Annotated in this window: 19 protein-coding genes and 2 pseudogenes; all 21 read right to left on the bottom strand. The window is 37.0% G+C overall.

Annotated elements, in window-relative coordinates; all coding sequences use genetic code 11:
- Positions 1-3: 3 nt before the first annotated feature.
- The 21 genes and pseudogenes from ACRRNK_RS00665 to ACRRNK_RS00565 all read right to left on the bottom strand — a co-directional run bounded on the left by ACRRNK_RS00665 (position 4) and on the right by ACRRNK_RS00565 (position 13,044).
- A complete protein-coding gene (locus ACRRNK_RS00665) occupies positions 4-453 on the bottom strand; it encodes an aminoacyl-tRNA deacylase (RefSeq protein ID WP_433944938.1) in 450 nt (149 codons plus the stop codon).
- Positions 454-543: 90 nt separating this feature from the next.
- The gene (locus ACRRNK_RS00660; protein WP_433944937.1) at positions 544-1,050 is read right to left on the bottom strand and encodes an HXXEE domain-containing protein; all 507 of its coding nucleotides are present in this window, start codon (positions 1,048-1,050) and stop codon (positions 544-546) included.
- Between the two features lie 95 nt (positions 1,051-1,145).
- On the bottom strand, positions 1,146-1,358 hold the full coding sequence (locus ACRRNK_RS00655; RefSeq protein WP_433946754.1) for a VanZ family protein: 213 nt from the start codon (positions 1,356-1,358) through the stop codon (positions 1,146-1,148).
- Positions 1,359-1,656: 298 nt separating this feature from the next.
- Positions 1,657-1,941: a hypothetical protein gene (locus ACRRNK_RS00650; RefSeq protein WP_433944936.1), complete on the bottom strand. Its 285-nt coding sequence runs from the start codon at positions 1,939-1,941 to the stop codon at positions 1,657-1,659.
- A 120-nt stretch (positions 1,942-2,061) separates the two neighbouring features.
- Positions 2,062-2,676 (bottom strand): hypothetical protein, encoded by a 615-nt coding sequence (locus ACRRNK_RS00645; RefSeq protein WP_433944935.1) that lies wholly within the window; start codon positions 2,674-2,676, stop codon positions 2,062-2,064.
- Between the two features lie 42 nt (positions 2,677-2,718).
- Positions 2,719-3,129, bottom strand: coding sequence for an NUDIX hydrolase (locus ACRRNK_RS00640; protein WP_433944934.1), 411 nt, complete (start codon positions 3,127-3,129; stop codon positions 2,719-2,721).
- A gap of 623 nt (positions 3,130-3,752) precedes the next feature.
- Positions 3,753-4,043 (bottom strand): hypothetical protein, encoded by a 291-nt coding sequence (locus tag ACRRNK_RS00635; RefSeq protein ID WP_433944933.1) that lies wholly within the window; start codon positions 4,041-4,043, stop codon positions 3,753-3,755.
- A 17-nt stretch (positions 4,044-4,060) separates the two neighbouring features.
- A complete protein-coding gene (locus ACRRNK_RS00630) occupies positions 4,061-4,207 on the bottom strand; it encodes a cupin (protein ID WP_433944932.1) in 147 nt (48 codons plus the stop codon).
- A 490-nt stretch (positions 4,208-4,697) separates the two neighbouring features.
- Positions 4,698-5,213 carry a DinB family protein gene (locus ACRRNK_RS00625; RefSeq protein ID WP_433944931.1) on the bottom strand — a complete coding sequence of 172 codons (516 nt, stop codon included), beginning with the start codon at positions 5,211-5,213 and terminating at the stop codon, positions 4,698-4,700.
- A gap of 264 nt (positions 5,214-5,477) precedes the next feature.
- Positions 5,478-5,945 carry a hypothetical protein gene (locus ACRRNK_RS00620; RefSeq protein ID WP_433944930.1) on the bottom strand — a complete coding sequence of 156 codons (468 nt, stop codon included), beginning with the start codon at positions 5,943-5,945 and terminating at the stop codon, positions 5,478-5,480.
- Positions 5,946-6,142: 197 nt separating this feature from the next.
- Positions 6,143-6,706: a GNAT family N-acetyltransferase gene (locus tag ACRRNK_RS00615; RefSeq protein WP_433944929.1), complete on the bottom strand. Its 564-nt coding sequence runs from the start codon at positions 6,704-6,706 to the stop codon at positions 6,143-6,145.
- Positions 6,707-6,948: 242 nt separating this feature from the next.
- Positions 6,949-7,761, bottom strand: coding sequence for a class I SAM-dependent methyltransferase (locus tag ACRRNK_RS00610; protein ID WP_433944928.1), 813 nt, complete (start codon positions 7,759-7,761; stop codon positions 6,949-6,951).
- Between the two features lie 348 nt (positions 7,762-8,109).
- Positions 8,110-8,796, bottom strand: a complete 687-nt coding sequence (locus tag ACRRNK_RS00605; protein ID WP_433944927.1) for an SMI1/KNR4 family protein — start codon at positions 8,794-8,796, stop codon at positions 8,110-8,112.
- A gap of 104 nt (positions 8,797-8,900) precedes the next feature.
- Entirely contained in the window at positions 8,901-9,302 is a 402-nt protein-coding gene (locus ACRRNK_RS00600; protein WP_433944926.1) for a GNAT family N-acetyltransferase, read from the bottom strand.
- A 22-nt stretch (positions 9,303-9,324) separates the two neighbouring features.
- On the bottom strand, positions 9,325-9,717 hold the full coding sequence (locus ACRRNK_RS00595) for a VOC family protein (RefSeq protein WP_433944925.1): 393 nt from the start codon (positions 9,715-9,717) through the stop codon (positions 9,325-9,327).
- A 278-nt stretch (positions 9,718-9,995) separates the two neighbouring features.
- Entirely contained in the window at positions 9,996-10,166 is a 171-nt protein-coding gene (locus ACRRNK_RS00590; RefSeq protein WP_433944924.1) for a YHYH domain-containing protein, read from the bottom strand.
- Positions 10,167-10,402: 236 nt separating this feature from the next.
- Positions 10,403-10,867 (bottom strand): annotated as a pseudogene (locus tag ACRRNK_RS00585) (DUF2691 family protein).
- An 83-nt stretch (positions 10,868-10,950) separates the two neighbouring features.
- A complete protein-coding gene (locus tag ACRRNK_RS00580) occupies positions 10,951-11,430 on the bottom strand; it encodes a YcxB family protein (RefSeq protein ID WP_433944923.1) in 480 nt (159 codons plus the stop codon).
- 43 nt (positions 11,431-11,473) lie between these two features.
- Positions 11,474-11,611 (bottom strand): annotated as a pseudogene (locus ACRRNK_RS00575) (NUDIX hydrolase); the annotation flags it as partial.
- A gap of 133 nt (positions 11,612-11,744) precedes the next feature.
- The gene (locus tag ACRRNK_RS00570; RefSeq protein WP_433944922.1) at positions 11,745-12,290 is read right to left on the bottom strand and encodes a histidine phosphatase family protein; all 546 of its coding nucleotides are present in this window, start codon (positions 12,288-12,290) and stop codon (positions 11,745-11,747) included.
- A 160-nt stretch (positions 12,291-12,450) separates the two neighbouring features.
- Positions 12,451-13,044 carry a transglutaminase-like domain-containing protein gene (locus ACRRNK_RS00565; protein WP_433944921.1) on the bottom strand — a complete coding sequence of 198 codons (594 nt, stop codon included), beginning with the start codon at positions 13,042-13,044 and terminating at the stop codon, positions 12,451-12,453.
- Positions 13,045-13,164 lie beyond the last annotated feature (120 nt).

The raw sequence follows: 13,164 nt of genomic DNA, 5'->3' as shown, positions 1-13,164 counted from the left end.
ATCCTATCTTATGTATCCAATCACTCTGTTTAACTTTTCTATGTCCTTTGGCGAGATCTTTAGTGTCGTGTTGGATACTCCCGTTCCTCCAAAAACATATGGAAACCTAAATAATTCCCTATCGAGAATGGTTGGTATGCCTGGATTTATCAAAGATACACTACCAACCTTACTCCCCGTGATTTTCTCAACCTCTTGAGGCCTAGCTAACTTAATCTCTTCTACCTGTATTAAATCCTTTAACAAACTAAAATCAACATGCCCGTAATCGCCTGATATGATTAAGGAGAAATAACCCTTGTCTGTCTTCAAAATTAGCGTTGGAGCTGCTTGTCCAATATGTATACCAAAATATTCAGCACCTTCGCGCGCACTTTGAAGTGGCTTAGTATGTTCAAAGACCTCATAATCCACCACGTGCTCACTTTCTAATAGGGAAATTAATTTATCCATGATCGTCCACCTCCTAAGCCCGTAAGGCTGCTATGCGTAAATTTGATGTTATGTAATGTTCGCCTCTTTTTTGAACCATTAATCCATTTATTAAACTCTTATGATCTTTCCCGCAATTAAGTGACCCAAAAATACAATGGGTAGAATTATTAATCCCGCTAGCCCACTTTCCCAAATTCCGCTTAGACTTACTAGCCCATCATCTACGAATCTATAAAATAGATAAACGGTATAGGGTAGTATCAAGAAAATGGCTGTCACTACTCCGGGTGTGTATCTTCTCAAGAAGATACTTTGAAGCAGATGAGTAAATACATGTATAAAGAGAATTACATTGAACCCCAAGAAAAGGCCGTATTCCCTATACTCTGCTGCCATGTATGTAGTCGGTACAAACACAACAAATTCGATTAAGACTGCTATTGCAAATTGTGATGATTTAATTGTGGAGAATTTCTTTAATACATTTTCTAGTGGTTTTGGAATGAGTGCGCTGATTTGTGAGTAATTCTTCTTCATCCAAGGTTCAACAGTGATAATTTCTTCAAAATCATGAATGATAAACACAGCCAAGAACATCCATATTAACGAATTCATGCTTGTCTGCACCATAGATTCACATCTCCGTTTACTCTGATTGAGCGAATTATACTTAACCTTCTTGTATTCACGACTTACATTGACCTACAGTTCTAAAGTAGACCTCTCTTTGATAAGGATCTTACCGTTGCAACGGTTCCTGCAAATCCAATCGCACCAAGTGTGTTCAGAATAATATCATCCACATCAAAACATCCGACCTTGGTAAATAACTGTATCAATTCAACCGCTAACAAGACCAATATGACAACCAGCAGAAATTGTAGTATCCTAAAAAGCCGTCGGTTTAGAAGAGGAAATATCACTCCATATTGGAATGAATAAAATAATGTTTCCAAAAAGATTCTTTACCCACGTATCCAGATTGTAATGCTCTCGGTGAAGCGCATACTGCTTAATAGTTTTAAAAGGAATCAGGTTATAATTGTAGGTGCTCCAATGAGAGGCTCCTCCACGTAAAAATAGTAATTTAATCATGATCAATGCGTAGATCATGCTTCCTGCAAGGATCAATATATTTAGAAACTTATTATGAAAAAAAGTATTCTTGAACACTGATCTACCTACTTTATTTGTTTTTGTATAAAGTTCTTATCACAAGGCTTATTTCGGTTCAGGTTTTATCCTTTCCAGGGTCGGCCCTCCCCATCTTTTCTTATAATACTCAATTTGATAATCTTGTCCTTTTACTATGGTTTTATCAAGAGCCTCTTTCAATTCAATTGTCATTGTTTCTCCGCTTTGAATTCTGACTACTAAGTTATCCTTACCGATATCAAGGATCCTAACTGGCTCACTTGAGTACTCAGTCTTTGAAGCCCACACTATTCCTGCAAGTATTAAGATTGTACATACTAAAGTACTAATTGTTTTGTATGTTGCCCTCATTTTCTATCCTCTTCTCTCTGTTCTCTAATGATAATTTTCTGTTATTATTAGTTGGGCTTTATTCGAGCTTAGCTGGAATGAAGATGTTTAATAAGGGCGGCATAAAAGTGTTACATAATGTCATTGTCCCCAGAATTTGCTAAATAAACGTTTCATCTTTTCCTTAATACCTCGAAAAATCCGATGGTATAGTTTCGGTTGAATCACCTTCACATTATTAACCTTAACTTCCCCAGTGAGTGCAATTAGACCCTTTGCAGGATCGCCAGATAAATGCTGCTTAAATAACTCCACGCCGGATTCGTATAACTTCTTCATCTGATTGTCTCTCGTTTGTTCTTTCCTTTGCTCAGTAGTTCTGACAATGTCATTTATATTAACTCCAGAAAGGTTCATAGTAAGACTTGCACAATAAGTATCAAAACACGTAAAAACTGAGTCTAAAAATTCGTCTATGTACTTGGGACCGCTCTGTTTGATTATTCTTTCAGCTATCAACTGGTACTTCATATAAACACACCATGCTTGCTCAGCCCATTTCGATTCAGCAATCAAGATGTCTATTAGTAATTCATCTGGAACAGTCAAATCACTTGAAGTTATGAAGTCAACTATTCTTCGCCGAAATGCCTGATTACTATCCTCAAAACCTTCGGAATGCTTTCCGTTCCACATAAATGAGAGCTTCTCTGCAGAATCTACATTGTAACTCCTAATAAATTCCCTTTCTTCCATACCTTCACCCCTCTACGGTCTAATGTGCCCTTCCTGAATGTTCTACATATATTTTTCAATTAATTTATATGTCTCTTTATTGCTATCCCAAAATAATCGCTTCTTTACTTCAGTGAAATGAATCCAACAGCATCCTATATGCTCATCAGATAAACATATCTCTAACTTCCTGTCTAATCTTAAAAGAAATACATCCTTTATAATTTTCAATTCTTCTCTTGGAATGTATACTTCATAATTCTTGATAATTAGTTCCAATTGGTCCGGTTTAACTTGTAACCCTGTCTCTTCAAAGATTTCCCTACAACAAGCATAAGTACTGCTTTCCCCTGCTTCAATTCCCCCAGTAACTGGTTGTAAAAAACTTAGGTGGTCTTCTCCCTTATCAACTTCAAGTAGCAATACCTTATTATTGAAAGTTATCCAGCACTCAATACTATAATTTTGTTTCATAATTCTCCTACGCTAAAATAATGGAATTTAGGTTTTACCACTATCAGATACTTCAGTTGAGTTCACGTCGTCTAACGTCCCAGGGATCGTCAGTTCCAAAGCCTGAATACATTGTTAGGTGAAGTCACCCCCCTCCTCAATTTACTTACAAATCCTCTTTACTAATATCTAATAAAATCTCTTCAACGACTTCATTCGTATCTTTATTGCTCGTATTTATGTGCTTCTCAAACCGTTCATTACTCAATCCCTGAACACACTTTGAAATTTGCTGGTATGTCCAGCCCTCCTGAGTATCCCCTCGTATCGACAACCTGTTCCTTAATGATTCCTCCGATGCCTCCAGACAGAATTGTTTTACATTCCTATCGATATCTATAAAGCCACTATGTATGTAGTTAAAATTCTCAATCTTATATATAGCTGAAAATCCTCTGTCCGCTCTGATTCGAGTCTAATATCTTCTGAAATGATTTTCCGAACCATGAATCCAACTCCCTCGGGGTCAAAAATCATACTATTGGGAACTAGAGGTTGGAGCATGTTAGCTGCCGAAGTTTTGCCTGAACCAAATGCACCATTGATCATAAGAATCATATTATTCATACAATTTTTAGCTAGTTTCATTTATAAAATCTTTTATTTCTTGAGCGACGGAAAAAGTCAATTAAACATCCGATTAAAAGCCAAACGAATATCCCTAAAACTGTGGTTACAATCCTAAAGTTATAATTTACTATGTCGCCATACCCAAAAAAACCTTTAATATAGTATTCTACATTAGTAAGTAGATTTGATATTATTTGATTGCGTCCCTCTCCCGTTCCAGTATCTATACTAAGGTCAGTAATCACAGCTGCTGTGACTAAACAACATTGAATAATGGGTAGTAAAATACTGTATTTATACTTCATTGAATCACCTTTCCCCCCTATCCTACAACTCCTTCTGCCCCTATATGAAAGCAGCCTATATGTACTTTGTTGTTATGTTGAACAATTTTAGAGAAAGTTGCTTGTTTGCTATTAAAATTAGTTACTTCTCTACCAGTTTCCTTATCGAAGCTAAATATCTTCATTAGATCACTCCTTAACGAGCTTTCAATAGCTCTTAAACTTAAATCAATCTTTTAATTAACAACGACGAATAATTATCAGCGCATCAAAGATTTGAATATTTATCTTCTCTATCCTTCAGTTCATTCAATTAAACCCATATGTTAATATTTGATCTCTAATCACTGGGTTACCAAATAGAAAATATAGCAGAATAGCCAAAACAAATATTCCTATTGCAAAACTCAATTTAGAGAAAACTTTGCTGTACTTATTAACCAGAGGGTAAATTACAATTAGTAATGTAGCAAAGCAGATAACTATTAGAACTAATAATCTTGCAGTTAGATACTCCCACATATTAATCTCCTTGAAATGAAATTATATTTTGTTATGTGGCGAAGCGCCGGGTCTGATACTAACCCTCCTAGGGTTGTTCTCCTGATTCAGTTCCTCCAAAATCCCTCGGTCTATCCAAGGGACGGCCTGCTGAACCCGCGTGAATGCGTTGCTTTATGGGATGCCGGTGCCTTTTTCGAGTTCACGTTCTACTTCTAGCTTTAAGTTCTTTTCATTTATTCCATGATCTACGAATGAGAATCTCTTTCCCGTTATCCTTTGTGTCCGATCAACAATTTGACCTAAATGGTATCCCGTATGTTCTACAAGATGATATAAATCGTACATCCCTATGTTTTTAGGCTCCATCTTTTTAAGTGTCTCATCCCAATTCTGAAATACTTCACGAACTCTATTTATTAATTGGTTTTGAGTTTCATTCGTTTTTGGAAATGTTTTTTCAATCCCGTCCCTGTACATACATTCAGGGTTAATATATCTATTCCTATTTCTTTCTATATGTTCTACGACGTGTAAAGTTATACCTCCAATACTATTCGTTCCATCCGGACTCTCCCATATAAAAAAATCAGTCATCTCTTCCAAACAGCGAATGAACTTAGGAAGATAATGACTGACCATACGATGTCTTGATATTGTTATAAATTCAAAAAGAGTTTGATTCTCCATCTTTGAAGCACCTCCACTGACCCATCTGTATCAAAATAACGGAGAAGCTCTCCTCAATTACTTTATTACTAATTCACTTGCCCTGATAACACCCTCTCTCAGTTTGGGGTATATCGCATTCCAAAGCATGGCTGAAATAAATAAAGTTAACCTCCCATCATCATTATTATATTGTTCATTGCTGAGTTTGTTTCATAGTTGCAATAAATTTAGCCTAGCGTTCTTATATTCATGAACCGCACCGGTTTCTTCAAAGTTACATTCTCATTGTTTAACCAGTTCTTCTGGCATTATCCAAAACCGATTTGTTTTACCGTCCATTTTTAGATGTACTATTTTTTGTTCGCCTTTTTTCAACCTTTTGTAGCTTGTCCCCATACTGTAAATGCTTCTTCCGGGAATTAACGTCAACCCACTCACTTGCTTGTTCCTAGATACGACAAAATATTCATTCACTTCAACTTCAGTGCCCGCAACTAAATAGTTATTAATCTTGTTCCATTTAATGTTCAAGATTTTAATCTTAGTTGAAGTTCCATCTCCTTTTATGATTTGCTCACCAGTCCCTTCTACTAACGCTTCAACATCAGCTGAAATTGGGATGTAGTCGTATATTGCCAACTCTTGGTTTGTTCGATCTAAAATTATAAACTCATTTAATATAAAATATGTTCCTATTAGCCCCAAAAAAGCGATGGCGATAAATTTAAAGGGTTTTCTAGTATACCGCATTGATTCCCCTCCCCCTCACATTACTTTATTAAGGTTTTCAGGGTTGTTCGCCTGATTCCGCTTCTCCGAAATCCCTCAGGCAGTCCATCTACCAGGCGTATTATTAGAAGCAACTGCCTCCCCGGCTATGCTAAGTTCAACTCCTGTAATACTTTTATTAAACTTTCGTTATATATAGCCTTTAATCTTTTCACTCTTTAGATAATTTTCTTCCTCATAAAAAAAGCCACTTCACCGTCTTCAACATCATCATTAGTATAATATGACAAGTCTATTCCCTCTATTTCAAATCCACATTTCTTATAAAAATTAACTGCTGGGACATTTGTATTTTGCGTTTCTAGCCCAACAGCTCGAAACCCTTTAAGTCTGGCTAGTTCTTCTAAACCTTGCATTAAACTTACTCCAACTCCACAACGTTGATATCTCTCTGACACGTGAAAATTCCATATAAAAAGTGTCTTATTCCAATAATATGGTTCACATATAGCTACCCCAATTAATTCACGATTTCTGAATATTCCAAGTGATAAATCATGTGATATTAACTTTTTATATCTCTCAAAATCATCCATTTCCTCTGGATAGACTTTAACATACTCGGTTTCTAAACGAACAAGCTCAATACTGATTATAGTCTTTTGATCACTCAGGTCCCTTGTAACCTTATATTTATAGGCAGATGAATAGCCGAATCTTCCAAGTAACTTTTGGTCATCAATTGTAAATCTCTCTAGTTTCTTTATCTCCAATGAATTCACCTTCAATCTGATAATATTTCATCCCGACTTTCGTATAACGTTCTAGTATTCACGAACCTTACTGGCTTAAGGGCATCAGCCCCGGGGTCGATGGAGTTGTCTGCCTGGACACACTTCTTTGAGATTCCCCCGGCAGATGGAGGGTCGAAAGTCCCGCAGCGTGAATGTGGTGTTATCGGATGTCAATGCCTTCCTCGATTCACCTAATGTCCTTGATGTATGATTCTCCTTCTCACGAGACCTTATAGTTTTCTTGCCTTAATCACAAAAGTTACAGGAAACATCTTTGCTCTCTTTGCCATATCGCTGTTATCGGCCCGCGATTGCATAATCTCTTCATCAGTTTGCTCAATCATTTGCTCAATTACAAATCCCGCTTTTGCCAGTGCGTTCACATAGGTTGATAATTTACGATCCGCTAATAATAGCTCACCTTCATCAACAGCTACCGGATACCAAGATTCATCAAAGTAGCTCTTTTTAATAGTAAAAATATCATTCTCTGAAGCAACACATCTGTGTATAGGGTGAGACCAGCTAAAAATAAACAGCCCGTCCTTTTTAAGGTAAGAAGATATCCGTTGAAAAGTACCTTCAAGATCGGTGGTCCAACCTATAGCATAAATTGAATAAACATAGTCAAAATAATCGGTCCGGATGCCGCATTCTTTTTCCATGGGAGAACATATCAATTTTGCTGTTATTCCGCATGACTTCAAATGTTGCGTTGCCTTTTCAATTTGTCTTTCAGAGATATCTACAGCCCAAAGTTCAGATGCTTTTCGTTCTCCTTGATATTGCAAGGATTGACCGTTTCCGCAGCCAATTTCCAGCAGCTTCTTTCCTGAAACATCACCAAAGAGCTGACATTTTTCTTCTGAGATAAACGGCCCATAATAAGGGAGCACGATTGCTTTTAAGAAGTCATTGCCTTTTGTATCCCAATATAGGCTGTTTGTTTTATGAACAACATTCTTATTTATGTCGTTCGAGATAACGACACCATTTTCCCCATTATCAATAATGCTTGTTCTTTCTAATGAATTCTTGTCCATGAAGCCACCTTCTCCTAGTAGATATTTTTATTTTAAGAATTTCAGATTTGCATTGATTTCCGATAACGTTCTTGTATTCACGAAACGACCCAGCCTTAGATAGCTCTTATCTTAGGCTGGGTCGTTTGTTGTCTGAGCTTCTTCCATAATTATACACCTGAAACCAAGGGGCGAAAGTCCCGCAGCGTGAAGAGGCTTAAGGCGCGTCAGCTCCGGATCGAGGACTTAGCCTCGCAGGGTTGTCCGCCTGGATAAACTTCATCGAAATGCCTCGGGCGGACCGGCGAATGCCCGATGTGTGAACGTGGTGTTATCGGATGTTGAGGCCTTCCTCAAGTTACTTATAAATTAAGGTGTTGCATTCTTCAAGAATTCAGATAATTTCTCCGAAACTTTGACCTTTGAAATATCATCATGATATACCCGATATACCGCAGGCTCATCAATAGAATTTAACTTCAAAAATATGGGATCTCCGCTTCCATGAGAACACGTTGCAAAATATATAAACTCTTCTTTCTGTAAAAACATTCCCGGAGCAAACCTTGTCCCCTCATCCAATACTGATTGAATATCACCGATCATTACAGATGACCTGCCATCGTAATCTTCATCTGCTTCATCTTCTTGAAAGCTAAACTCAGCATCTATTATAGGTATTGAAGAATAAAGTTCTAAAAACCATGTAGGTAATTTCAATTTTAATTGGTCTTGAAGCTGAAGAATGTCTTCTTTTTTTGCTGTTCTTCCTTGAAATGCAGGATATGTATCTTTAATTCTCTGCACTAGATTTATTGCTTCATGTATTATTTGATTTGACATAATATCCTCCAGATCGTTCTGAAACCCATTATTATGTAATAATTTTATCTCTCCATTGCTGATCTCGGGAACTAAACTAAATTCAATTTCAAGTTCATCTCTCCTTATTGAAAATGTAGCACCGGAGTAGAACCATGGTATATCGGGTTCAACGAGCTTAGCGTCACACTCAAATAAATATTCGAATTCATATAATTCCGGAGAAGAATTCACTAAACTCGCCTTCTTTCTTTTATAGCCTTACACGCGTTATCATCCTTAGCTGCCTACTTACAACCTTCTTTTTGTAAAAGAATCTTGTTCAAGACACCCCAATCCTACACCACATCCGAAATAAACATAGCCTTTGTTCCTTCTTCTGGCTTAAATCCAAATATTCTATAGAATTCTTCCGCACTTTCATAAGAAATAAGCACTTTTGTCTTGATATTGGTATATCGGCGAAGCATTTCTTTCATCATCCTTTTTCCAATCCCTAATGATTGATATTCTCCATGAACTAACATGTAATGGAAGTATACCGTCATCACTCCGTCAGACAGAGCATTAATTAAACCAACTAATTTGGTGTTATCCCACGCAGTAATAACTGAATGTGAGTTCGTTATGGCCTGTTTAAGTTCATCTGGAAAGTCCCCTGATTTCCACTCCACAGAGTGAAACAATTCTTGAATGGCTTGTTTATCAATTTCTTTTGTTTCTTTAATTATAATGTTCATGATCTCACTCCTAAGTGTCCGCCTATATCCAGACTTTCATCCGTTCATCTAAACTCGAAGTATGCAGTTCCAATTCGATACCATCCGGGTCTAAAAAGTTTATACTCCATCCTCTTCCTCTTTGTACCGGCCCTCTTACTATGGTTATGTTCAACTTCTTAATTTGCTCTACCGCTTCTTGAAAGTCCTCCTCACCTATATAAAATGCCACATGATCTACTCCGACATTTCCCTGTTCAAGGCTTCCTAAGTTGTTCCCTTGTATCAGGCATATCCAAGCTGTTCCCCATTCCAGGCATGCATCCGTATTCCCTTTATGCCTGAGCTTCATTTTCAATGAGTTACAATAAAAACTCAGTGATCTTTCCAAATTACTCACATTCAATGTTATATGGCTAAAACCGAGAACATTCATTTCTGCAGACCTCGCTTACAAAGTTCATTGCTAAAGTTCACATTAACGTTCTTGTATCTAAGATCCCGAGAGGCTTAAGGCAGGCGCAGTTCCGAGGTCTGTTAGATCTTTACCTCATAACGTGTTCGCCTGAGTCCAGTCCTCTGCCGATCGCCTTGCGAACCAAGGAGCTGAAAACCTCCACAGGACGCAAAAGATCTTATTAATTAAACCCAGCTTGAAGACTAAGCTGGGTTTAATTAATGTACTTTCAACTTTTCATGATCGAAAATGTGATATTATCTTTTCTTGTTATGATAATGATATCCCTTACAAAGCCCTTTTTGTATTGATTTAGCCGAGCAATTATGTCCGCCATTCTTATCCGTTCGTCCAGAGTGTGCATAAGCGGATGAAGAAGCTCCAACCAACACAACAACAGCTAATAGAAATACAGTTATTTTCTTCATAGTCAAATCTCCCTGATTACCCTATGCTTTAGGGTTTGATACAATCTCCCAACATTATACATTAAATAGAATAAGTTGAGAATTTAGACCCTGCGAACTTTTGGGTGGTTTCACCTTACATTCTGGTATTTAGTGAACCGAGAGGCTTAAGGTAGCACAGCACCGGGACAAAGACGTAGCCTCACTATTTTTGTTATCCGATATCTTTGCCTTTATTGATTAACTATCATAAATCACTACCAGACAGACAACCGAGTTCTAAAGTCATTTTCATTAGTTATGTAATTTAGATTTAGATATCCCTGCTCTTTGGCGTTATTATATAATCCCTCTATCAATCCAGGATCTTTGCAATAGACGGCAATATAAGAACTATCTATTACTAACAATGCGAGTACACAACTGCTATTTAGAAAGCCGTCGTAAGTCTTAATTTCGTATGTTTTACTTTTTAGGGGAAAAGCTTTTATATTTTGAAATATCAAATAATATTCATTATTTTCGATAATATCTTTTAGGGTCCTTCCTTACATATCTTCTATTAACCCCGGAAAAAGCTCCACTAGTTCTCCATTGGCTAGAGCATACGACTCTTCTCCTCCAACCCACCAATGATATTCTTCTACTTTAAATGGCTTCAGTATTTGTCCGAGAAATCTACCGTATTCATTAGGGATTTCAAAACTAATTCCTCTGATCATTCAATTATCACCTGTTTTAAGAGTTTAAGTCTTTTTATTTAATTCTTAAATAATGTGGTTTTTCACAAGTCGTCACTATCATACTAAGTTGTTATTTTGGATCTTAACATGGTTAAGAACTTGTTTACTTCCTCATTATTTTCAAAAGCTCTTTTGGGGATAATGGAATAGCCCCTTTTCCCATAATATAAATAAATGAAATCTTTGGTTTCTTTGATGCCATTATAGTAGTCCCATGTTATATTCGAGTTGATTCCCCCAGCTTTAAATAAGATTCCATCATCATTAAATAACAAATGGTATTCTTCCTTGAACTTGGGTTCTCTTCGAAAGGCCATTCTTGGAACAATGAACAATTTTGCCACCGAAATAAAAAGAAAAATTAAAGAAATCACGACTAAAATCGTATCTAGAATATCATTAGAGTCACTCATTAGCGAATAGACTCCATAAGAAAATAAAGCAATTGCGAGTACAAAATCAAAAACTATTCTTTTTGAATTATGAATCTGCTTCATTGCCGAGATGAATTCTCTTTCAGAGTACTTAAAGGTTACATGCAAAGCTAAGCCCTCCTATTATTTATAAATTTCTCCTAACCTTCCTTGCCGAATGAATGGATTCACCTTCCTCAACCCCGGGTATCTCCCATCCTCTCTTTGGTCCATTAATGAGTAGAATTTAGTTATTATCATTTAAAACAACCGCAGCGGCGGTCACTATATGCTTTGGAGAAGTATCCATTTCCGAAGTCTCCTTGCTATAAGGGGTTTGGTCAGAACAATTTTCTTCTTCGAGTCACATCTGTGACCTAGAGCATAAGCCCGATGCGTAAATGCTGTGTTATATGAAGTATGGCGGCATCCTTAAGTTAGTCTCAATAGTTCTTTGAAAATTTATATATCTTACCATTCTTCGGTTTTGTGAAGTTACTACCCTTGTATCCCCTATTCATAAGTTCACGCCTGAGCACCGTCATAAAGGCACCATGGGTTACAATTAACACATTCTCATACTTTTCGTGGCTATCTTCTATCATAGTAATTATTTTCTTTGCTCTCTCCATTGTTTGTGTCTTATCTTCCTGAGAGCGATGCTTAAGTATCCAACCTACTCTTCCTAAAATCAACCACATATTTAGATGCAGCTTTAGGTTTAGATTAAAAAAAGGGCTAATATCTATTTCCCTAAGATCTTCGGTTATTATGATTTCACCTTGGTGAATAGTACCCGCCGTATGTATTGCCCTTGACATATTACTCGAATAACAAGCATCCCAGTTCACATCCGTATTTGTAAGATTTGTACGATCAATACTTGAGTTGTTGTACAGATCAATCCACTCACGGAATTCAACTGGTGTCATCCAGTAACCCGGTGTATTAATAAGCACTTTATAATGTCTTACCAATCCTATTATCATGATGACACCTCTGAATTTATTGATCTTGCTATATTTCATAAGTAGTTATTGGGTTCACAACCTCACCTAACGTTCCCGTATTCACAACGTCCCACCACCTTCAGCGAAAGGAGTGCGGCCGCGATGTTGGATGGTACAAATGTTTTTCTATACATCACTCTTACAACTGATCCGGTAATCCTTGTTGATACAACTCCATACAATCTGAGTAAGTTTCTAATGTCTTGATTATTTCCGGATGCGGTTCGGAATAATTGATCAGATAGTCTCTCTCGCCGTATTCTTCCCTTATGGGAAAAGCTAACTTCTCTTCTTCAATAGAAAATTGAGCATCTATACCTTTCTTGTTACCCCTTGCATCAAGTCTTATCCACTTGTTTAAATGCCTTATATATACAGTGTTTAACGCATGTATGCAGTGACCGTCTTCTGGTTGATCATAAAGTGTCAGTCTCTGATAACAAATACCGGATGGTATGTCCATCCCTCGTAAAATGGCCGCAAACAAATGCGATTTAGCATAACAGATCCCATGCCCTTGTTGTAGAACTTCAGAAGCTTTCCTAGTTACGTTCGTAGAATTAATGTCATAAGAATGATGAATCTTGTCTCGTACAAATTGAAATACTTCTATAATTTTTTCAATTTCATTATTTTGATTAAATGACCGAATAAGAGCTTGAATTTGATCATCAAAATAATCAATATATTCAGATGCCTTAAGGTAAGCATCTAGCGAAGAAACTGACTTCATTGGTACACCTCACATAAAAAATTTTGCAGCAATTTTACTTAACGCTTCTGTGTGCACAGAACTGAGAGGCTTAAGGACGCTTGCGCCCCCAGGTCGAAGACTTAGCCTCGGATACGCTGT

This window comes from Paenibacillus sp. SN-8-1, from assembly GCF_050995535.1.
In the GTDB taxonomy this organism is placed as follows: domain Bacteria; phylum Bacillota; class Bacilli; order Paenibacillales; family Paenibacillaceae; genus Fontibacillus.
Note: the sequence above shows the minus strand (reverse complement) of the source record. Positions and strands in the feature narration are given on the sequence as shown.

Bases quoted from the DNA above. Each gene is read 5' to 3' on its own strand.
- ACRRNK_RS00595 (WP_433944925.1), bottom strand. From the start codon at position 9,717: ATGAATGTTCTCGGTTTTAGCCATATAACATTGAATGTGAGTAATTTG.
- ACRRNK_RS00565 (WP_433944921.1), bottom strand. From the start codon at position 13,044: ATGAAGTCAGTTTCTTCGCTAGATGCTTACCTTAAGGCATCTGAATAT.
- ACRRNK_RS00660 (WP_433944937.1), bottom strand. From the start codon at position 1,050: ATGAATTCGTTAATATGGATGTTCTTGGCTGTGTTTATCATTCATGAT.
- ACRRNK_RS00650 (WP_433944936.1), bottom strand. From the start codon at position 1,941: ATGAGGGCAACATACAAAACAATTAGTACTTTAGTATGTACAATCTTA.
- ACRRNK_RS00590 (WP_433944924.1), bottom strand. From the start codon at position 10,166: ATGAAGAAAATAACTGTATTTCTATTAGCTGTTGTTGTGTTGGTTGGA.
- ACRRNK_RS00630 (WP_433944932.1), bottom strand. From the start codon at position 4,207: ATGAAGATATTTAGCTTCGATAAGGAAACTGGTAGAGAAGTAACTAAT.
- ACRRNK_RS00635 (WP_433944933.1), bottom strand. From the start codon at position 4,043: ATGAAGTATAAATACAGTATTTTACTACCCATTATTCAATGTTGTTTA.
- ACRRNK_RS00610 (WP_433944928.1), bottom strand. From the start codon at position 7,761: ATGGACAAGAATTCATTAGAAAGAACAAGCATTATTGATAATGGGGAA.
- ACRRNK_RS00620 (WP_433944930.1), bottom strand. From the start codon at position 5,945: ATGCGGTATACTAGAAAACCCTTTAAATTTATCGCCATCGCTTTTTTG.
- ACRRNK_RS00570 (WP_433944922.1), bottom strand. From the start codon at position 12,290: ATGATAATAGGATTGGTAAGACATTATAAAGTGCTTATTAATACACCG.
- ACRRNK_RS00665 (WP_433944938.1), bottom strand. From the start codon at position 453: ATGGATAAATTAATTTCCCTATTAGAAAGTGAGCACGTGGTGGATTAT.
- ACRRNK_RS00645 (WP_433944935.1), bottom strand. From the start codon at position 2,676: ATGGAAGAAAGGGAATTTATTAGGAGTTACAATGTAGATTCTGCAGAG.
- ACRRNK_RS00600 (WP_433944926.1), bottom strand. From the start codon at position 9,302: ATGAACATTATAATTAAAGAAACAAAAGAAATTGATAAACAAGCCATT.
- ACRRNK_RS00640 (WP_433944934.1), bottom strand. From the start codon at position 3,129: ATGAAACAAAATTATAGTATTGAGTGCTGGATAACTTTCAATAATAAG.
- ACRRNK_RS00625 (WP_433944931.1), bottom strand. From the start codon at position 5,213: ATGGAGAATCAAACTCTTTTTGAATTTATAACAATATCAAGACATCGT.